Origin of the sequence: Citrobacter sp. (assembly GCF_050252275.1) — a bacterium.
GTDB lineage: Bacteria > Pseudomonadota > Gammaproteobacteria > Enterobacterales > Enterobacteriaceae > Citrobacter_A > Citrobacter_A amalonaticus.
The window spans coordinates 1-18,184 of record NZ_JBFWLF010000054.1 but is presented as its reverse complement, the minus strand read 5'-3'; the positions used below and the strand labels follow the sequence as shown (position 1 = coordinate 18,184).

At 49.1% G+C, this 18,184-nt stretch carries 23 protein-coding genes and 1 pseudogene; all 24 read left to right on the top strand.

The features are described 5' to 3' along the window. The coding region (locus tag AB7E14_RS06875) for a phage portal protein (RefSeq protein ID WP_428169426.1) at window positions 1-802 on the top strand (802 nt) is incomplete at its 5' end. Beyond that, window positions 789-1,454: an HK97 family phage prohead protease gene (locus tag AB7E14_RS06870; protein WP_127522985.1), complete on the top strand. Its 666-nt coding sequence runs from the start codon at window positions 789-791 to the stop codon at window positions 1,452-1,454. The genes AB7E14_RS06875 and AB7E14_RS06870, both read left to right, overlap by 14 nt. A 16-nt stretch (window positions 1,455-1,470) precedes the next feature. Next, window positions 1,471-2,679, top strand: coding sequence for a phage major capsid protein (locus tag AB7E14_RS06865; RefSeq protein WP_428169425.1), 1,209 nt, complete (start codon window positions 1,471-1,473; stop codon window positions 2,677-2,679). 42 nt (window positions 2,680-2,721) lie between these two features. Then, window positions 2,722-2,979 (top strand): hypothetical protein, encoded by a 258-nt coding sequence (locus AB7E14_RS06860; RefSeq protein ID WP_046401742.1) that lies wholly within the window; start codon window positions 2,722-2,724, stop codon window positions 2,977-2,979. A 33-nt stretch (window positions 2,980-3,012) separates the two neighbouring features. Next, a complete protein-coding gene (locus tag AB7E14_RS06855) occupies window positions 3,013-3,336 on the top strand; it encodes a head-tail connector protein (RefSeq protein ID WP_158114733.1) in 324 nt (107 codons plus the stop codon). Next, window positions 3,333-3,746 (top strand): phage head closure protein, encoded by a 414-nt coding sequence (locus AB7E14_RS06850; protein WP_428169424.1) that lies wholly within the window; start codon window positions 3,333-3,335, stop codon window positions 3,744-3,746. The genes AB7E14_RS06855 and AB7E14_RS06850 overlap by 4 nt, the downstream gene beginning before the upstream one ends. Continuing rightward, a complete protein-coding gene (locus AB7E14_RS06845; RefSeq protein ID WP_125339044.1) occupies window positions 3,721-4,224 on the top strand; it encodes a hypothetical protein in 504 nt (167 codons plus the stop codon). Before AB7E14_RS06850 ends, AB7E14_RS06845 begins: the two co-directional genes overlap by 26 nt. Further along, a complete protein-coding gene (locus AB7E14_RS06840) occupies window positions 4,224-4,784 on the top strand; it encodes a phage tail terminator protein (protein ID WP_428169423.1) in 561 nt (186 codons plus the stop codon). Before AB7E14_RS06845 ends, AB7E14_RS06840 begins: the two co-directional genes overlap by 1 nt. A gap of 8 nt (window positions 4,785-4,792) precedes the next feature. Beyond that, window positions 4,793-4,957, top strand: a complete 165-nt coding sequence (locus AB7E14_RS06835) for a DUF2635 domain-containing protein (protein WP_072157998.1) — start codon at window positions 4,793-4,795, stop codon at window positions 4,955-4,957. After that, complete coding sequence (locus tag AB7E14_RS06830; RefSeq protein ID WP_428169422.1) at window positions 4,947-6,443, top strand: phage tail sheath subtilisin-like domain-containing protein; 1,497 nt, start codon at window positions 4,947-4,949, stop codon at window positions 6,441-6,443. Before AB7E14_RS06835 ends, AB7E14_RS06830 begins: the two co-directional genes overlap by 11 nt. After that, window positions 6,443-6,799: a phage tail tube protein gene (locus AB7E14_RS06825; protein ID WP_428169421.1), complete on the top strand. Its 357-nt coding sequence runs from the start codon at window positions 6,443-6,445 to the stop codon at window positions 6,797-6,799. Before AB7E14_RS06830 ends, AB7E14_RS06825 begins: the two co-directional genes overlap by 1 nt. Further along, the gene (locus AB7E14_RS06820) at window positions 6,799-7,068 is read left to right on the top strand and encodes a phage tail assembly protein (protein ID WP_428169420.1); all 270 of its coding nucleotides are present in this window, start codon (window positions 6,799-6,801) and stop codon (window positions 7,066-7,068) included. The genes AB7E14_RS06825 and AB7E14_RS06820 overlap by 1 nt, the downstream gene beginning before the upstream one ends. 141 nt (window positions 7,069-7,209) lie before the next feature. Further along, a complete protein-coding gene (locus AB7E14_RS06815) occupies window positions 7,210-9,000 on the top strand; it encodes a phage tail tape measure protein (RefSeq protein ID WP_428169419.1) in 1,791 nt (596 codons plus the stop codon). A 58-nt stretch (window positions 9,001-9,058) separates the two neighbouring features. Then, window positions 9,059-9,583 carry a hypothetical protein gene (locus AB7E14_RS06810; protein WP_428169418.1) on the top strand — a complete coding sequence of 175 codons (525 nt, stop codon included), beginning with the start codon at window positions 9,059-9,061 and terminating at the stop codon, window positions 9,581-9,583. Between the two features lie 58 nt (window positions 9,584-9,641). Continuing rightward, a complete protein-coding gene (locus AB7E14_RS06805; RefSeq protein ID WP_428169417.1) occupies window positions 9,642-10,943 on the top strand; it encodes a DNA circularization protein in 1,302 nt (433 codons plus the stop codon). Beyond that, a complete protein-coding gene (locus tag AB7E14_RS06800) occupies window positions 10,940-12,019 on the top strand; it encodes a phage baseplate assembly protein (RefSeq protein WP_428169416.1) in 1,080 nt (359 codons plus the stop codon). Before AB7E14_RS06805 ends, AB7E14_RS06800 begins: the two co-directional genes overlap by 4 nt. Further along, on the top strand, window positions 12,019-12,567 hold the full coding sequence (locus AB7E14_RS06795) for a phage baseplate assembly protein V (RefSeq protein WP_428169415.1): 549 nt from the start codon (window positions 12,019-12,021) through the stop codon (window positions 12,565-12,567). Before AB7E14_RS06800 ends, AB7E14_RS06795 begins: the two co-directional genes overlap by 1 nt. After that, window positions 12,567-12,992: a phage GP46 family protein gene (locus AB7E14_RS06790; RefSeq protein WP_046401754.1), complete on the top strand. Its 426-nt coding sequence runs from the start codon at window positions 12,567-12,569 to the stop codon at window positions 12,990-12,992. The genes AB7E14_RS06795 and AB7E14_RS06790 overlap by 1 nt, the downstream gene beginning before the upstream one ends. Further along, window positions 12,979-14,037 carry a baseplate J/gp47 family protein gene (locus AB7E14_RS06785; RefSeq protein ID WP_428169414.1) on the top strand — a complete coding sequence of 353 codons (1,059 nt, stop codon included), beginning with the start codon at window positions 12,979-12,981 and terminating at the stop codon, window positions 14,035-14,037. Before AB7E14_RS06790 ends, AB7E14_RS06785 begins: the two co-directional genes overlap by 14 nt. Next, window positions 14,028-14,612, top strand: a complete 585-nt coding sequence (locus tag AB7E14_RS06780) for a YmfQ family protein (protein ID WP_072200573.1) — start codon at window positions 14,028-14,030, stop codon at window positions 14,610-14,612. The genes AB7E14_RS06785 and AB7E14_RS06780 overlap by 10 nt, the downstream gene beginning before the upstream one ends. 3 nt (window positions 14,613-14,615) lie before the next feature. Then, a complete protein-coding gene (locus AB7E14_RS06775; RefSeq protein ID WP_428169413.1) occupies window positions 14,616-15,563 on the top strand; it encodes a glycine-rich domain-containing protein in 948 nt (315 codons plus the stop codon). A 211-nt stretch (window positions 15,564-15,774) separates the two neighbouring features. Further along, on the top strand, window positions 15,775-17,190 hold the full coding sequence (locus AB7E14_RS06770; RefSeq protein ID WP_428169412.1) for a hypothetical protein: 1,416 nt from the start codon (window positions 15,775-15,777) through the stop codon (window positions 17,188-17,190). Window positions 17,191-17,272: 82 nt separating this feature from the next. Then, window positions 17,273-17,677 carry a S24 family peptidase gene (locus AB7E14_RS06765; protein ID WP_428169427.1) on the top strand — a complete coding sequence of 135 codons (405 nt, stop codon included), beginning with the start codon at window positions 17,273-17,275 and terminating at the stop codon, window positions 17,675-17,677. 301 nt (window positions 17,678-17,978) lie between these two features. Next, window positions 17,979-18,184, top strand: a pseudogene (locus AB7E14_RS06760) (hypothetical protein); the annotation flags it as partial.

Sequence of the window (18,184 nt, the reverse complement as noted above, 5' to 3'; positions counted from 1 at the left end):
TTACCAGGTTACGTTTCCGGATGGCACATCCGACATCCTTACTCAGGAGGAAATCTGGCACGTTCGAACCCTCACATTTGACGGGCTGGTTGGTCTGAATCCAATCGCATATGCCAGACAGGCGGTCGCTCTTGGACTGGCTACTGAAGAGCACGGTGCCCGCCTGTTCAGTAATGGCGCGGTTACATCAGGTGTATTGCAGACAGAACAGCAACTTACAGATCAGGCATTTGAACGACTGAAAAACGATTTTGAAGAGAAACATCAGGGACTGGGTAATGCTCACAAACCGATGATCCTTGAAATGGGGTTGCAGTGGAAACAAATGGCCTTATCCGCCGAAGACGCGCAGTTCCTTGAAACCAGAAAATTCCAGCTTGAGGAAATTTGTCGTCTCTACCGGGTACCGATGCACATGGTGCAGAACACTGATCGCGCGACATTCAACAACATCGAGAATCTGGGAATTGGGTTTATCAATTATTCACTGGTTCCCTACATGACCCGTATAGAACAGCGAATCAACGTCGGACTGGTGAAGAAGTCCAAGCGTGGGCAGTTTTTCGCAAAATTCAACGCTGGCGCTCTACTGCGCGGTGATATGAAATCTCGATTCGATGCGTACGCCACCGGCATCAACTGGGGCATGTTTTCACCGAATGACTGTCTGGAACTGGAGGATCGCAACCCCCGGCCAGGCGGAGACATCTATCTGACGCCAATGAACATGACAACTAAACCGTCCGACGGCAGCAAACAAAAATCAACCGAGGATCCACCACATGACGATGAACCCGTCTGAACGACCGTCAACAAAACAGCGACTTGATGTCCCGCTGAAACTGAAGTCTGTCAGTGAAACCGGCGAGTTTGAGGGCTACGGTTCGGTATTCGGCGTGAAGGACAGCTACGGCGATATTGTGGTTCCTGGTGCCTTCACAAAATCGCTACAGACGTGGAAAGAAAAGGGGCGGATGCCGGCACTTCTCTGGCAACACCAGACCGCTGAACCGATCGGTGTCTACACCGAAATGAAAGAGGATGATGTTGGCCTTTACGTTAAAGGGCGATTACTCATTGATGATGACCCGCTGGCGAAGCGCGCTCACGGACACATGAAGGCCGGTTCTATAACCGGCCTTTCTATTGGCTATTGGTTGAATGACTGGGAATACGACAAAACCAAAGAAGCATTTCTGTTGAAAGAGATCGACCTCTGGGAAGTCAGCCCCGTCACGTTCCCATCTAATGATGAGGCCCGCATCAGTGATGTGAAAAGCATGCTGGCACGTGGTGAAACACCATCACAGAAATGTATCGAACGAGTCCTGCGCGATGTTGGGCTCTCTCGCTCCCAGGCCAAAGCATTCATGGCCGGGGGCTATAGCGCAATCAGTCAGCGCGATGCTGATGTGACTGCTGGTCTGAATGCACTTAAATCACTGAATTTCTGAACCGGAGAGAAACAACATGGCAGTAGAACAAAAAGATGTAGAACAGGTTGCGCAGGAGCTACAGGCTAAGTTTGATGCGTTCAAAGAAAAGAACGATAAGCGGCTGGAGGCTGTTGAGCAAGAAAAGGGCAAACTTGCCGGTGAGGTTGAAACCTTAAACAGTAAGTTATCTGAACTGGACGAACTTAAATCTGCTCTGGAAGAAGAACTGAAGCAGGTAAAACGTCCTGCTGGTGGACCTCAGAGCAAGGCCGCAAGTGAACACAAAACGGCATTTCTCGATTTTATGCGTAAGGGTAAAGATGATGGCCTTCGCGATCTGGAGCGTAAAGCTCTACAGGTCGGCGTCGATGAAGACGGTGGTTATGCCGTACCGGAAGAACTTGATCGCACTATCCTGGATCTGCTGAAAGATGAAGTGGTGATGCGCCAGGAAGCGACGACCATCACCGTTGGCGGCGCAAACTATAAAAAACTGGTTAACCTTGGCGGTACTGCGTCTGGCTGGGTTGGTGAAACGGATGCTCGTCCGGCTACGGATGCCTCCAAACTCGGTCAGATTGAGCCATTCATGGGTGAAATATACGGTAATCCCCAGGCAACCCAGACGATGTTGGATGATGCCTTCTTCAACGTTGAGGACTGGATCAACAGCGAGCTGGCGGTTGAGTTTTCGGAACAGGAAGAAATTGCCTTCACCAACGGCAATGGGACAAAGAAACCAAAAGGTTTCCTGGCATATGCTTCTTCCCTGGATGACGATAAAACCCGTGCATTTGGCACACTGCAGCACATCCTGTCAGGTGCGGCGGCTGGTGTGACGGCTGATGCGATCATCAAACTTGTTTATACCCTGCGTAAGGTACACCGTAATGGGGCTAAGTTCATGATGAACAACAATAGCCTGTTTGCGGTTCGTATCCTGAAGGACTCGGAAGGTAACTATCTCTGGCGCCCAGGACTTGAGTTGGGGCAGCCTTCCTCTCTGGTAGGATATGGTGTTGCCGAGAATGAGCAAATGCCTGATATTGCTGCTGACGCTAAAGCTATTGCGTTTGGTAACTTTAACCGTGGCTATACGCTCGTTGATCGTATCGGTACCCGCATCCTTCGTGACCCGTATACCAATAAGCCTTTTGTTGGTTTCTACACCACTAAACGCACCGGCGGTATGCTGGCCGATTCTCAGGCTATCAAGCTCCTACAGATTGGTGCTGGCGCATAACCTAAAAGGGGCGTATGCCCCTTTCTTAGTTGAGTAATCATCATGGTTAAATTATTACAAACTTTGAAATGGTCCCCTGACGGATGCCATGTTGAAACCATTTCTGCCGGAGAACATCAGGAACTTCCACCTCGCGCTGTAGAGATTGCTTTGCAACTCGGCATTCTTGACCAGAGTGGCGTGGGGCAAAAAAATATTGAGCAGCCAGAGCAGCCAGAGCAGCCAGAGCAGCCAGAGCAGCCAGAGCAGCCAGAGCAGCCAGAGCAGCCAGAGCAGCCAGGCAAGAAAGCGAAAAAATAACCCGCATTGCGGGTTTTTTTATGGGTGATGCCAATGCTTGTAGGAATAGATGAAATCAAGAAACAACTGCGTCTTGAACCTGATTATACAGAGGAAGATGAATATCTGACTCTTATTGGAGAAGCAGCTGAGAGCAGGACTGAAACATACCTCAACCGGAAAATTTATTCTCAGGAAATAACGATCCCTGAGACCGATCCTGATGGAATAACGTTAACAAAAGATATTCGTCTGGGGATTCTGTTTCTTATCACCCATTTTTATGAAAACCGCTCAGCTGTCAGTGAGGTAGAAATGGTTGAACTTCCATTAACCTACACCTGGCTTGTTGGGCCGCACAGGTTTTATCCACGATGAAAATCCGGCAAGCGCAGACCAGCGCAACTTATCTGCTGCCAGACCCCGGGGAACTTGATAAACGGGTTCTTATCCGTCAGCGGGTTGACTCACCTTCTGATGACCTTGGCACAATGCCGGTTTACCCCATTTCGTATAAAGCGTGGGCGAAGGTGGTACAGACCAGCGCGACCACATACCAGGAGACAGCCCAGACGGATAATGCCATCACTCACTACATCACTTTGCGTTATCGCCGGGGGATTACCAGCGATTTTGAGGTGGTGCACGGGGATGAGGTTTATCGCGTTAAGCGGGCTCGGGACCTGAACAGCAAGCGGCGGTTTCTGTTGCTTGAATGCACTGTACTGGGCGCGGAGCCAGCATCAACCGGAGGGAGCGGTAATGGCACAACCCTTTTTACACGTTGATTTTCAGCAACCAAAGGAAATGCGCTTCAACCGCGCGCGGGTGCGGCGGGCGTTTGTCCATATCGGGCAGAGGCACATGCGTGATGCGCGCCGGCTGGTAATGCGTCGTGGGCGATCAGAAGGTGGTGAAAACCCTGGTTACCAGACTGGTCGACTGGCGAAATCCATCGGCTATATGGTGCCAAAAGCAAGCGGGCGACGCCCGGGGTTCATGACCCGTATTGCACCAAACCAGCGAAACGGGCAGGGAAACAGAATGATCGCCGGTGACTTTTACCCGGCGTTTCTTTTCTACGGTGTTCGTGGCGGTGCACGTCGTCAGCGTAGTCACCATCGTGGAGCGTCTGGCGGTAGCGGCTGGCGTCTTGCTCCGCGTAATAACTTCATGGTTGAGACGCTGCAAAAAAACAGTCCGTGGACGCGGTACTACCTTGCCCGTGAGTTGCGCCAGTCACTTAAGCCGGAGAAACGCCGCTGATGAAACTTTCACCCATCATTGCAACACTACGGGCAAACTGCCCCGTTTTTGAGAACCGTGTAGCCGGTGCTGCTCAGTTTAAAGATCTGCCTGAAATCGGCAAAATGCGACTCCCTGCGGCATATGTTGTTCCCGGTGATGATTCCCCCGGAGAGCAAAAAAGCCAGACAGATTACTGGCAGGATCTTACCGAGAGTTTCTCGGTGATTGTTTTTGTCAGTAATGGCCGGGATGAGCGAGGGCAGTTCGCATCATATGATGTGGTCTACGACATCCGGCAGGTGTTGTTCAAAGCACTTCTCGGATGGAATCCGGAGGAGCGTGGAAACCCTGTCACCTATGCCGGTGGAACATTGCTGGATGTGAATCGCCACGAACTCAGCTATCAGTTCGATTTCACTGTTGAGAATGAGCTGACTGAGGATGATACGCGTCAACAGGATGAGCTTAATAGCCTTGATGAATTCAGAACGCTTTCCATTGATGTGGACTTTATTGATCCGGGGAGTGGTCCTGATGGCGATATTGAGCTTCACACTGAAATAAATCTCCCTTCCTGAGAGGCCATATGTTTGTAAAACCCGCAAAAGGGCGGTCAGTTCCTGACCCTGCCCGAGGCGACCTTTTGCCCTCTGAAGGGCGAAATGTTGAAGAGAATAACTACTGGCTGCGGCGCGTCGCGGCTGGTGATGTTCGGCGCGTTAATAAAAAGGTGAAAGCCAATGACGATTAGTATGAACACCATCCCATCGGGCACGCTGGTACCGCTGTTTTATGCGGAAATGGACAGCTCGGCGGCGAATACCACCCAGGATTCCGGTCCTGCTCTTTTGATCGGCTACGCCAATGCGGACGCGACGATTGAGAAGGAAAGTCTGATCCTGATGCCTTCTAAAGATTATGCGCGTCAGATTTGCGGTCCGGGTAGCCAGCTAGCCCGCATGGTTACCGCATACCGCGAAACCGATCCGTTTGGCGAGTTGTACATTATTGCGGTACCGGAAGCCACAGGTGCTGCCGCGACTGTAACGATTACAGTGACAGGTGCCGCGACGGAAACCGGTACAGTGAATCTGTATATCGGACGCACCCGTGTACAGGCTGCTGTCATCAATGGGGATGATGTTGCCGCCGTTGCTACTGCGATCAGTGCAGCAATCAATGCCAATGCCGACCTTCCGTTTACCTCTGCTGCGGCCGCTGGCGTGGTCACACTGACCGCTCGCCATAAAGGTTTGTGCGGTAATGAAATTCCGGTATCTCTGAATTATTACGGTTTTGGTGGTGGTGAGGTGCTTCCGGCAGGTATTCAGATTGCGGTAGCGTCTGGCACGGCAGGAACTGGTGCGCCGGTGCTTACTGGAACGATCGCAGCGATGGCCGATGAACCGTTTGACTATATCGGTCATCCTTTCAATGATGCTGCTTCTGTGAACACGCTGTCGAACGAAATGAACGACACCAGCGGTCGCTGGAGTTATGCCCGCCAGTTGTATGGCCATGTGTACACAGCCAGACTGGGTACGCTTTCCGAGCTGGTTACCGCCGGAGATATGTTCAATCTTCAGCATATTACCCTGTCCGGTTACGAGAAGGAGACCCAGACGCCTGCCGATGAACTGGCGGCAAGTCGCACCGCTCGTGCTGCGGTATTCATCCGTAATGACCCGGCACGACCGACACAGACCGGGGAGCTGGTTGGTATGTTGCCAGCCCCGAAGGGCAAGCGCTTTACCATGACAGAGCAGCAGTCTCTTTTGTCGCATGGTGTCGCTACCGCATATGTTGAAAGCGGCATTCTGCGCGTTCAGCGCGATGTCACCACGTATAAGAAAAACGCGTATGGTTCTGCGGATAACAGTTATCTTGACAGTGAAACCCTGCATACCAGCGCATACGTTCTGCGCCGCCTCAAGTCAGTGATTACCAGTAAATACGGCCGTCATAAACTGGCGAACGACGGTACCCGTTTTGGCCCCGGTCAGGCAATTGTGACGCCGTCGGTCATCAAAGGTGAGTTACTGGCAACGTATCGCCAGCTGGAACGTGCGGGCATCGTTGAAAATTATGAGCTCTTCAAGAAGTACCTGATTGTTGAGCGTGATGCTAATGATCCGAACCGCCTGAATACGCTGTTCCCACCTGATTATGTCAACCAGTTGCGCGTCTTCGCAGTGGTTAACCAGTTCCGTCTTCAGTATCCAGAGGAGGCCGCATAATGTCGAAGATTGGTGGTACCTGTTATTTCAAAGTAGACGGTCAGCAGCTATCAATGACCGGCGGCATTGAGGTGCCGATGAACACGAAGGTCAATGATGATGTCATTGGGCTGGATGGTTCAGTGGATCGCAAAGAAACGCACCGCGCACCTTATGTTAAGGGTACTTACAAGGTACCGAAGGATTTTCCCGTCAGCAAAATTACAACAGCAGATCAGATGACTATTACCGCCGAACTGGCGAATGGTCAGGTCTATGTTCTGTCGTCTGCCTGGCTGCATGGAGAAGCAAACCATAATGCTGAAGAAGGCACGGTGGATCTTGAATTTCACGGTGAAGAAGGAGATTACCAGTAATGCAGGAACTTGAATTAAATCACCCGATCACTGCACATGGCGAATCGCTCAGTGTCCTGGAATTTAACGAGCCGACGGGGAAAGATGTCCGCGAGTTGGGTTATCCCTATCAGATGAACCAGGACGAATCAATCAAACTCCAGGCGCACATCATTGCGAAATACATTGTCAGGCTGGCAAATGTGCCGCTAAGCACTGTAGACCAGATGTCTCCTGGTGATCTAAATGCTGCTGGTTGGCTGGTGGCTGGTTTTTTCCTCCAGGGCTGACGGCGGAATATCTCACTGATCGCTATTTTGACTGCGCCAGTTACTGGCGCATTAACCCTTTTGAATTACTGAACAAGCCAATCAGTGAGATTCCTTTACTGGTCAGCCAGGCAAACAGGATAGAAGAGGAGAAGCGGATCAATGGCTGAGTTTGAACTAAAAGCGCTCATCACCGGTGTCGATAAGCTTTCTCCAGCGCTTTCTCGGATGCAAAAAAACATCCGTGGTTTTAAACGCCAGGCAGAGGCAAGTTCTAAAGGCGGGCTTGGGATGGCCGCAGGGCTTGCTGCTGGTCTAACACTGTCGCTGAAGACATACGCCGATCAGGAAAATGCTGCTACGGGTCTTAAGGTTGCCATGATGCAGGCAAATGGGGAGGTCGGGAAAAGCTTCGAAAGCATCAATAAATTGGCAGTCGGGCTGGGTAACCAGTTGCCGGGTACAACGGCAGACTTTCAGAACATGATGCAGATGCTGGTGCGCCAGGGTATTCCCGCAGAAAATATCCTCGGCGGGGTGGGTAAAGCCACGGCTTACCTGGCTGTTCAGTTGAAGAAAACACCTGAGGCTGCGGCTGAGTTCGCGGCAAAGATGCAGGATGCAACTGGCACAGCCTCAGATGACATGATGGGGTTATTCGATACGATCCAGAAAGCCTTTTACCTGGGCGTCGACGATACCAATATGTTGTCGTTTTTTACAAAAACCAGCTCCGTACTTCAGATGGTAAATAAGGATGGGCTTAAAGCCGCGCAAGGTCTGGCGCCGATCAGCGTAATGATGGATCAGATGGGCATGCAGGGCGAGTCGGCAGGTAACGCCGTGCGCAAAGTCATTCAGGCAGGCCTCAGTGTCAAAAAGGTCAATGATGTTAATAAGGTGCTGGCGCGTCAGAATCTGGGCATTAACCTGGACTTTACTGACGGTAAAGGCAGTTTTGGTGGGCTGGACAATTTATTCCTGCAATTAGCTAAGCTCAAAAGCCTGTCAGACGTGAAGCGTACCGGGTTAATGAAAGCTTTGTTCGGCGATGATGCTGAAACACTACAGGTAGTTAACGCGCTGATCGACAAAGGCAAAGATGGGTACGATCAAGTTCAACAAAAAATGAACCGCCAGGCCAACCTGAATAGCCGTGTTCAGGCCCAACTTGGAACATTAACCAACCTCTGGGAGGCAATGACCGGCACAGCAACCAACGGTCTCGCAGCAATTGGTGGTGCGTTTTCAGGTGATGCGAAAAATATAACCATGTGGCTTGGTGAGCTTGGCGAACGCTTCACGAAGTTTGCCGATGAAAATCCGCGAGTTATAAGGGGGGCATTTGGGCTGGCTGCCGGGTTGACTGTCTTAAAATTGGGGTTTATGGGGGTGGGCGGCGCAATCGGTATTGTGAGCCGGGTATTATCCATGTCTCCAATCGGTATGATTGCTACTGGCATTGCCATGGCTGCTGGTTTAATTATTTCTAACTGGGATGTCATTGGGCCATATTTTGAAAAGCTATGGGATACGGTTGGCCCTTATTTTGAAACTGGATGGGGAATACTCAAAAAAGTATTCGACTGGTCTCCGCTGGGGCTCATCATTAACAACTGGGGACCAATCGTGAAATGGTTCCAGGACATGTGGGAAAAGCTGAGGCCCATCATTGAGTGGTTCTCTGATGGTGCCAGTGATACGGTCGCTGCCGCAAACGCTGCGCAGTGGGGAGCAGGAGGTTACGGTGTGTATGGTACAGGAGTGGCTAGTTCTGGATATAACCCTTATCAGATCAAACAGGGAACGGCGGCTCAACCGCAAGGAACCGTTACTGTTCAGTTTGAGAATGCACCACCTGGTATGAAGGTTACTGACACTCATGCTTCTGGAATTGATGTAAATCACGATGTTGGGTATACCAGAATTGGAAGAACTGGAATGGGTGGGTAAAAAAAGGTATTGTAATGCCCGCGTCATTACACATTCTTTAAAAGTAAAAGAGTCCAACATGAAAAATGCAATTATTGCAAGTGTAATACTTGGCATATCTATAGTGTTCTCATCTCTGGTGATTTCAGATAATATTTCATTTAAGGATGAACATATCATCTCTCTATCGGGTGGTGCTATAAAACTTGGTGATATATACAAAGAGAAAAAATTAGTTAGTGCTAAGTTGTATTTCAAGGAAGGAGAGCAGGTTTTAATTTCTGAGGGAAACCCAGATGAGTTCTCGGTCGAATTAAATGAAAAACTCCAAAGCCTTCTCAAGGAGCTTAACGCAGGTAAATCTAAGAATGAGGATAAACTCACACTTGAAAACCTTAGCGTTATTGATGATGCGAGACTTGAGGTTGTATCTGCAGTGAGATATACCAGTGAGTATCAGCCTATGTTTACTTTAACATTAGAGACAAAGGAAATTCCTGTGGAGAAAGGTAGTAACATTAATTCATTTGTTACCGAGAAGCTTAAAGCTTTTATTGAAAGCCAGCAACAGGCCTATACACGCTCGCTTTACTTACAAAAATAATAATTTCTAAATCTAATGAACCCGCCAATCGGCGGGTTTTTTATTACCCGGAGTTTATATGGCGTGGAAAGACAGACTGGTTGAAGCGTCGTTTCGCGGCGTTCCGTTCAAGGTAGAAGATGAAGGGGCCCCGGTAGGACGTCGGGTTGAAACGCATGAATACCCAAACCGCGATAAACCTTATAGCGAGGACTTAGGAAGGGTAACGCTACGTCCTGGCATCACCGCCTATGTGATCGGAGATGACTGCTTTGATCAACGTGACAGACTTATTGAGGCGCTGAACAAACCGGGACCGGGTACGCTGGTACATCCGACATATGGGGAAATCAGTGTCTGTGTTGACGGAGAGATTAATGTCAGCACCGCAAGCAGTGAAGGGCGCATGGTGCGTTTCGATCTGCGGTTCGTTGAGGCCGGGGAGCTTTCATATCCAACGGCTGGCACTGCAACGGCAAATACACTGGTTTCATCCTGCTCAGCGCTAGATGACTGTATCAGCGATAGCTTTGATCAGTTTGGTATGGATGGCATGCCAGACTTTGTTCAGGGCGGTGTATTAGATGATGCAAAGAGTATGCTCGGTTTTGTATCAGATAAAATGGCGATGGTTGATTCTGGTATTTCTTCTGCTGCCCGATTATTGCAGGGCGATATTTCAGTGTTATTGCCTCCGCCATCATCAGGTAAGGGTTTCATTGAACAACTACAGACGATGTGGCGTGCCGGCAATCGTCTGTCAGGTAATGCCAGCGATCTTTACACCATGATTAAAAATTTCTCAGGCATCACATTGGGGAGTGATCTTGCTCCCCGTGGTGTCTGGAAAACTGACAGCACGACGACGAAAAACAGAACGCAACAGAGCAATTATGTTGCCAGTGCGATCCGCACGACTGCAATCAGTGAAGCCGTGTACACGGTGACAAGTTTGCCTGCATCGGTAACACCTGCGCGTGATGCCACACAGGAAACAACTGGCTGGCCGGTTGTATCGCATCCGGCATTGAATAATGCCCAGGAAGAAACGGTTTCTGTAGATTTGCCTACATGGGATGAGTTAGTCGATGTGCGCGACACACTGAATGATGCCATTGACAAAGAGTTATCTCGCATCACGGATGATCGTCTTTTTCTGGCGCTCCGCAGAGTGAAATCTGATCTCAATAACGATATTAAAACCCGGTTAACTCAGGCGTCAAAGACCGTCATAAGAACACCGGATGAGGTTACACCCGCGCTGGTTCTGGCTGCCACATGGTTTGATAATGCGGATCGCGAGTCAGATATCGTAAAGCGTAACGCTGTGGCACATCCTGGCTTCGTTCCAGTGTCTCCGTTGAGGGTTCCTGTACGATGAACGATAACGTAACGCTACGTGTTAACGGGCGGGAATGGGGTGGCTGGACATCTGTTCGCATAGGCGCAGGTATTGAGCGCATCGCGCGCGACTTCAGCGTTGAAATCACCCGTGAGTGGCCTGGTGGTGAGGGCTTTGACTCGCTGCAGCCAAAAGTGAAAAATGGCGACAAGGTAGAAGTCCTCATCGGGGATGACCTGGTCATCACTGGCTGGGTGGAGGCGACGCCGGTTCGCTATGACGCGAGGTCAATCAGCACCGGGATCAGCGGTCGCAGTCTGACGGCAGACCTTATTGACTGTTCCGCAGAACCAACTCAGTTCAACGGGCAATCGCTTGTTCAGGTTGCCACTGCACTGGCGAAACCATTTGGCATATCTGTCGTGGATTCGGGGGCCCCAGCTGCGGCAATACCGGGCGTTCAGCCAGATCACGGTGAGACGGTTATTGAAGTCCTCAATAAAATGCTTGGTCAGCAACAGGCGCTGGCATACGACGATCCGAAAGGACGTCTGGTTATCGGCGTGCCGGGTTCCACGCGGGCGCATACCGCCCTGGTGTTGGGGCAAAACGTTATTTCCTGTGATACCGAAAAAAGTATCCGCGATCGCTTTTCAACTTATCAGGTCTCCGGCCAGCGCGCCGGGAATGATAATGATTTTGGGGCAGCAACCACTACGGCTCTGAGGTCAAAAACTGCTGATGCAGGAATAGGGCGCTATCGTCCGATGGTTGTGCAGCAGACAGGTCAATCAACAGGAGCAAGCTGTATTGCCCGCGCTGAGTTTGAAGCCAGACAACGTGCCGCACGTACCGACGAAACCACTTATGTGGTCTGGGGCTGGCGACAGGGTGACGGCTCGCTCTGGCAACCGAATCAGCGCGTCATCGTTTTTGACCCTGTATGCGGATTCAATAACCGTGAATTGCTCATTTCTGAAGTGTCATTCACCAAAGACAATAACGGCACATTAGCGGAACTTCGTGTCGGGCCGCCGGATGCTTATCTTCCTGAACCGGAAGATGAGAAGCAGAAACGTACTAAAAAACGAAAAGCCAAAGAGGACCCGTTCTGATGGGCGTAATGCAAAGCTTACAGAGGCAGGTGCTTTGTCTGATTGGTCGCGCAGTCGTAAAAAGTATTGATGCTGCCAGTAAATGCCAGATGGTGGATGTTGAACTTATCGGTGCCCAGACGAAAGCAGGTATAGAACATCTTGAGCATTACGGGTTTACCTCTCACGCGAAACCGGGAGCTGAAGGTGTGGTTCTGTTCCCTGATGGTGACAGATCACACGGCATTGTGATTGCGGTTGCTGATCGCCGGTACCGGCTTCGCGGACTGGAAGAGGGTGAAGTCGCACTGTATGACGATCTCGGTCAGAAGGTTCACCTCACTCGTTCTGGAATTATCGTTGATGGAGCCGGGAAGCTAATCCGGTTTGTTAATGCCCCAAAAGCCCGTTTTGAAATGGATATCGAGGCAACGGGACATATTAAGGATCTGTGTGATTCCGGCGGGCTGACGATGTCAGCGATGCGGATTATCTATAACGGTCATGAACACAAAGAAAACGGGCAGGGTAACAACACTGATACCCCGGCCAGTCAGATGGGGGAATGATGGAACTCTGGCTTACGGTAAATGGTAAGCGGGTTAGCGTCAGTTCGTCGCTGAATCCGTTGGTAAGGGCTGTGGTTATTTCACTTTTTACACATCGTCGTGCTGATCCGGATGACAATGCTGATGTCCCTATGGGCTGGTGGGGCGATACATGGCCAGTTGTTGCCAATGATCGTTACGGTTCAAAACTGTGGCTGTTACAACGCAGCAAGTTGACCAATGCCCTGGTGAACAAGGTCCGAATTTATCTGCGTGATGCACTCCAGTGGATGATTGATGATGGGGTGGTATCACGTATCGACATCGATATTCAGCGAACCGGTATTAACGAACTCGGTAATCAAATTGTGCTCTGGCGCCGGGACGGGCCGGTTACCATTTCCTTTAATGATTTATGGAGCGTAATCACTCATGGCGGACAGTGAATTCCAGCGGCCAACACTGGCTGAAAATATCAGCATGATACGCACCGATCTCTTTGCCCGTCTGGATATCAATGATGAGCTTCGCCGGATGGATGAGGATGTCAGGGCCAAAGTCTATGCCGGGGCATTACATACGGTTTATGGGTATATCGATTATCTGGCAATGAATATGCTGCCTGATCTATGTGATGAGGGATGGCTTGCCCGTCATGCTGCCATGAAGCGGTGTCCGAGAAAGGCCGCAACAGCAGCGGCTGGTTTCATGCGATGGGATGGCGTGGCTGACAATCTGACAGTCAAAGCCGGTGCCATCATCCAGCGTGATGATTTTGTTCAGTACACAGCGACGGCCGATGCTAAAAGTGCTGGTGGAGTATTACGGCTACCCATTATTTGTAATGTTAATGGCACTACAGGAAATGTGGACGATGGCACTTCGCTGTCTCTTGTCACTCCGGTTAATGGCCTGCCATCTGGCGGGATGGCTGACACGCTGGTGGGTGGTGTTGATGTAGAGGATGTTGAAGAGTGGCGCTCCCGTGTTCTTGAACGTTACTACTGGACCCCACAGGGTGGCGCAGATGGTGATTATATTGTCTGGGCTAAAGAGGTTCCCGGGATCACCCGCGCCTGGACTTACCGCCACTGGATGGGGACAGGCACTGTTGGTGTGATGGTCGCGAGTAGTGACCTGATCAATCCGATACTGGATGACGCAACTGTAGCAGCCGCGCAGGCGCATATTGAACCACTGGCCCCTGTGGCGGGTTCTGATTTGTATGTTTTCAAAGCGACCCCTAAAACCATCGATTTCACTATTGATCTGAATCCGGATAATGCAGAAACACGAGCCGCAGTAGTGGCAGAACTTCGTTCTTTTCTCCTTCGTGATGGTTATCCGGAGGGGGTTCTCGAGCTGTCGCGTATCAATGAAGCCATCTCAATTGCTGCTGGTGAGCACAGCCACAAACTGATTGCGCCGGCTGCTGATACGCCGATCGCGAAGAATGAACTGGCCGTTCTTGGAGGCGTAACGTGGCAGTGAATGAAGATGATTATATTCACCTGCTCGCCGCTCTTCTTCCGCCAGGGCCAGCCTGGACAGTTGATGATGTGGCGATAAAGGGGACCGCCCCCTCATTACTCAGGGTGCATCGGCGCGCTGATTCACTGATGCTGGAAATCGATCCACGAACAACCACAGAACTGATTAACCGCTGGGAAAAATGCTGTGGTTTACCTGATGAATGTATTCCATCCGGAACCCAGACAATACGTCAGCGCCAACAACGGCTTGATGCAAAAGTTAACCTGGCTGGTGGAATCAACGAGGCGTTTTATCTGGCCCAGCTTGTTGCTCTTGGAAAGCCTGGTGCGACTATCACGCGATACGATAAAAGCACATTTACCTGCACTTCAAAATGTACGGATGGTGTGTATTCCACGGACTGGCGGTATTACTGGCAGGTCAATATGCCGTCATCGACAGAAACAACCTGGATGACTTGCAACGATCCCTGTGATTCACCGATCAGAATCTGGGGAGACACTGTTGTGGAGTGTGTCCTCAATAAGCTTTGCCCTTCTCATACCTACGTAATTTTCAAATATCCGGAGTAATTCATGCACCGTATAGATACAGCAACTGCGCAGAAAGATAAATTCGGCGCGGGTAAGAACGGCTTTACCCGAGGGAATCCCCAGACCGGAACCCCGGCGACTGATTTGGACGATGATTATTTTGACATGCTTCAGGAAGAACTCTGTGCGGTGGTAGAAGAATCCGGCGCAGAACTGGATAAAGGGGAACACAATCAGTTATTAACTGCCCTTCGTTCATTACTTTTGAGTCGATCTAATCCGTTTGGTGATATTGCATCAGATGGTCCAGAGGCGATTGCAACGGCTCTCGCAAACCTTCGTTTGACAGAAGACGCTTTCGGCCTGCAAAACTGCGTTGTTTTTGATACTGCTGGGGTGACGAGTTGGAACGTACCTGACGTACTGAAAAAAGGCCGAAAGGCCTGGGTTATAGTTATTGGAGGCGGTGCATCTGGTTCTATTGGTTCTGTAACAGCAGGTGGATCAGGTGGTGCGGCAGGAGGAGAAAGTCGTAAGTTAGTGGACCTAACTGGTGTCTCATCTGTAACGGTCACCGTTGGCGCGGGAGGGGCATCTGTAACAACAGCATCAACAAATGGTAACGCAGGATCAGCCTCTTCATTTGGTTCATATTGTTCAGCAACTGGAGCACCACAATCTAATGTGTCTTCAGGTCAAATTGGAGGTGTTGGGACGGGAGGAGATATAAACCTTCGTGGAGCACCATCCCAGCCCGGAATACTATGCTCATACGTATCCAACACTCAAGACAGAGCAGGAGGAACAGGAGGCGGAGAGGGGGGAGGTGCCGCTCAGAATGGTTCTGCGCAGTTTAACTCTACAGCAGAACTGCAAAGAGACGGTGCATCACCTGGTAGCGGAGGAGCAGGAGTAGCACCTTACTCTGGTGGCGCTACTACATATAGAAGTGGGGCTGGAGCACCTGGAGCGGTTTACATCATCTGGTAAAAAGGAGTGTTTATGTGGGCTTTGATTATTGACGGCATAGTCAATGAAGTAACAGATATCAATCCGGAAGGGAGATTTCATCCGTCACTAGCATGGATTCCATGCAGCACAGAAGTCTTGCCTGGGTGGCAATATGACGACGGTGAATTTTCAGTACCCCAGGAATTATAACAGGTTATAATGTAGCAAAACTGACAATTGGCTACACGACATGAAATCAACAAGAAGAGAATTTGTAAAAAAAACATTCTTATTGAGCCTCCTACCTATTGCATTTAGTGAAAAGTCAATAGCAATTGAACGTAGTCATACTAATAATAGAAGGATGGTTATGTCGGAAAATCAAACAAGTCACGTAGTCATAGAAGTCAGCCCCGATGGAATTGACAACCTGGCGGTAAATCCGCCAGTTTATTCATCTATCCAGTCTGCGTTAGACTCAATAACAGATAATAGTGAATATAAGCGATATAGAATAGAGCTTCTTGAAGGAGAGCATGTAGCACGAGAAGTGCTCCTGAAGGACTATGTAGACATAACCAGAAGCACAAAAGCAATTAACAAAGTAGTTGTTAAGTATGATTTCCAGTCAGCAGAGCCAGCTGGAGTTAGGGATATATTTAAAACAGCAACAAACCCATACCAATCCGTAGACCATTTCCCGATACGATGCAAAATATCAGGTTTGAACATTATTGGTTCAAATATGAACTATGCGATACATTGTGATTTTAACGACCATTCTGAAATCGATATAAAAATCGATGACTGCATGATGGTTAATAATAAGAATGGCGCTGATATATGCGATTATGCGTTTGGGGTTGGCATGTATGGCGGGCAGAGGTTTACAATTAATGACTGTCTTTTTTATGGAAACTTTAACGCTTTAGAGACCGTTCCAGAAAAGAAACAGGGGGCTGGGTGGATAGTGCATAACAGAGCTAACCAACAGTTACCTTGTAGAATAGAATTTAATAATTGCAAGTCTCTTAAGGGGTTTTATGGCGGTAGAATTGTTGACTTTGGTAGCGGACAGGAAGATGTAATTGCTATTAACGGTGGTGTTTTGTTTGGTGAGCTAGCAAATCTTCTCTGTTTCGATAATGGAGTTAAGGGAACTGTCACACCATCATTGACTGTAACTGGCAGCGTCCCAATGAGAAGAGTGCAACTAAGCCAGAAAGTAGACAATATTGGAACAATCTATAATTGTAGCTTCCCCATTATTATCACTGGATTCAGTCAGCTTTATGTCGCGGCAGAATACATAGAAGATGGGGATTTAGTTGTTGAAAACGCATATGGGTCACGTGTCAGCAAGACCGGGAAAACATCCTATTATTTTCAACCTGCCGGTGTTGCACTAAACAGCAGTGCTGTTGGTGGTAGAGTATCTGTACAGACAAGCGGCATTGCAGCAGTTAAATATGAACAATCATTAGGAGAAATACAGCCTGGATCTGCTGTAACTAATGGAAAAATCACGGGAAGCGAAGGTAAAGTATGCGCAGCAACACAAGGAAGCAACGTCATAGGTGCAGCTCTGGTATCAACTGCATTCTCTAAAACAGTAACACCAGGAAGAGCTTGGGTATATCTTGATTATTCAGGTAGATACAACTGATCGTAAAGATTAAACATAACTGTTTTCCTGATAATTATTGATCTCATGGCTAAGCAATAATACTGTATGTATAAACAGTATTATTGAGGATCGAACCATGGGATTCCCATCTCCAGCAGCAGACTACGTAGAGCGAAGCATATCGCTTGACGCAAAATTTATTGAACATCCAGCAGCTACATACTTCATGAGAGCAGGGCAGACATACTGGAGAGAAGGAATTTTGAACGGTGCTTTATTGGTCGTGGATAGCTCACTAACACCATGTGATGGTTCTCTGCTCGTTTGTAGGATAGATAATGAGTTAAGGATAAAGCGCTACCGTGCCCATCCAAAGCCTCATCTGGTCAATCTGGAGAACGGAAAACGTGAAGAGATACCAGGACAAACTGGTGACTACAATGCGGTACTGCCTGTGTTTGGGGTGATCACTTACATCATCAATGATGCTCGCTCTGCTGAGTTCGATGATTGTCCGGTGATCTGACATTAATTCGCGTCGGGATAATTCCCCGGTTTTACCCCAACAATACCCCGTATAAAAAACAGGCATAAAAAAAACCAGCCATAAAAGGCTGGTTCTTAAGGGGAATTTTGGTCGGCACGAGAGGATTTGAACCTCCGACCCCCGACACCCCATGACGGTGTGCTACTGTTTTGAAGGCTGCTATATACCAGAAGCAGATGTTGCTTGCATCGAAGATTTTAATTAATCAGGTTTAAGACTATGGTGCAATACATTCCAAAAAGGTATTTTGGTTGAAACAACGGATATGGATACAAAATAAATGAGTATATTTTCAATTGATGAGTCAGGTTACACTGGGCGAGATCTTCTTCAAAAGTCACAACCCTGGCAAGGGGCGAGCGCTGTAAAGATTAGTCATGACGATGCTCTTTACTTGATCAAACAACACTTTCCTAAACGCAAAGCCCCTGAATTAAAATTTAGTTCTCTTAAAAGGAGGGATAGTTATCAGAAGCCAATTTTTAC

Coding starts and splice junctions, on each gene's coding strand:
- AB7E14_RS06805 (WP_428169417.1), top strand. CDS start 9,642: ATGGCGTGGAAAGACAGACTGGTTGAAGCGTCGTTTCGCGGCGTTCCG.
- AB7E14_RS06865 (WP_428169425.1), top strand. CDS start 1,471: ATGGCAGTAGAACAAAAAGATGTAGAACAGGTTGCGCAGGAGCTACAG.
- AB7E14_RS06775 (WP_428169413.1), top strand. CDS start 14,616: ATGCACCGTATAGATACAGCAACTGCGCAGAAAGATAAATTCGGCGCG.
- AB7E14_RS06845 (WP_125339044.1), top strand. CDS start 3,721: ATGGCACAACCCTTTTTACACGTTGATTTTCAGCAACCAAAGGAAATG.
- AB7E14_RS06840 (WP_428169423.1), top strand. CDS start 4,224: ATGAAACTTTCACCCATCATTGCAACACTACGGGCAAACTGCCCCGTT.
- AB7E14_RS06785 (WP_428169414.1), top strand. CDS start 12,979: ATGGCGGACAGTGAATTCCAGCGGCCAACACTGGCTGAAAATATCAGC.
- AB7E14_RS06830 (WP_428169422.1), top strand. CDS start 4,947: ATGACGATTAGTATGAACACCATCCCATCGGGCACGCTGGTACCGCTG.
- AB7E14_RS06835 (WP_072157998.1), top strand. CDS start 4,793: ATGTTTGTAAAACCCGCAAAAGGGCGGTCAGTTCCTGACCCTGCCCGA.
- AB7E14_RS06855 (WP_158114733.1), top strand. CDS start 3,013: ATGCTTGTAGGAATAGATGAAATCAAGAAACAACTGCGTCTTGAACCT.
- AB7E14_RS06825 (WP_428169421.1), top strand. CDS start 6,443: ATGTCGAAGATTGGTGGTACCTGTTATTTCAAAGTAGACGGTCAGCAG.
- AB7E14_RS06860 (WP_046401742.1), top strand. CDS start 2,722: ATGGTTAAATTATTACAAACTTTGAAATGGTCCCCTGACGGATGCCAT.
- AB7E14_RS06870 (WP_127522985.1), top strand. CDS start 789: ATGAACCCGTCTGAACGACCGTCAACAAAACAGCGACTTGATGTCCCG.
- AB7E14_RS06800 (WP_428169416.1), top strand. CDS start 10,940: ATGAACGATAACGTAACGCTACGTGTTAACGGGCGGGAATGGGGTGGC.
- AB7E14_RS06850 (WP_428169424.1), top strand. CDS start 3,333: ATGAAAATCCGGCAAGCGCAGACCAGCGCAACTTATCTGCTGCCAGAC.
- AB7E14_RS06790 (WP_046401754.1), top strand. CDS start 12,567: ATGGAACTCTGGCTTACGGTAAATGGTAAGCGGGTTAGCGTCAGTTCG.
- AB7E14_RS06795 (WP_428169415.1), top strand. CDS start 12,019: ATGGGCGTAATGCAAAGCTTACAGAGGCAGGTGCTTTGTCTGATTGGT.
- AB7E14_RS06815 (WP_428169419.1), top strand. CDS start 7,210: ATGGCTGAGTTTGAACTAAAAGCGCTCATCACCGGTGTCGATAAGCTT.
- AB7E14_RS06820 (WP_428169420.1), top strand. CDS start 6,799: ATGCAGGAACTTGAATTAAATCACCCGATCACTGCACATGGCGAATCG.
- AB7E14_RS06810 (WP_428169418.1), top strand. CDS start 9,059: ATGAAAAATGCAATTATTGCAAGTGTAATACTTGGCATATCTATAGTG.
- AB7E14_RS06770 (WP_428169412.1), top strand. CDS start 15,775: ATGAAATCAACAAGAAGAGAATTTGTAAAAAAAACATTCTTATTGAGC.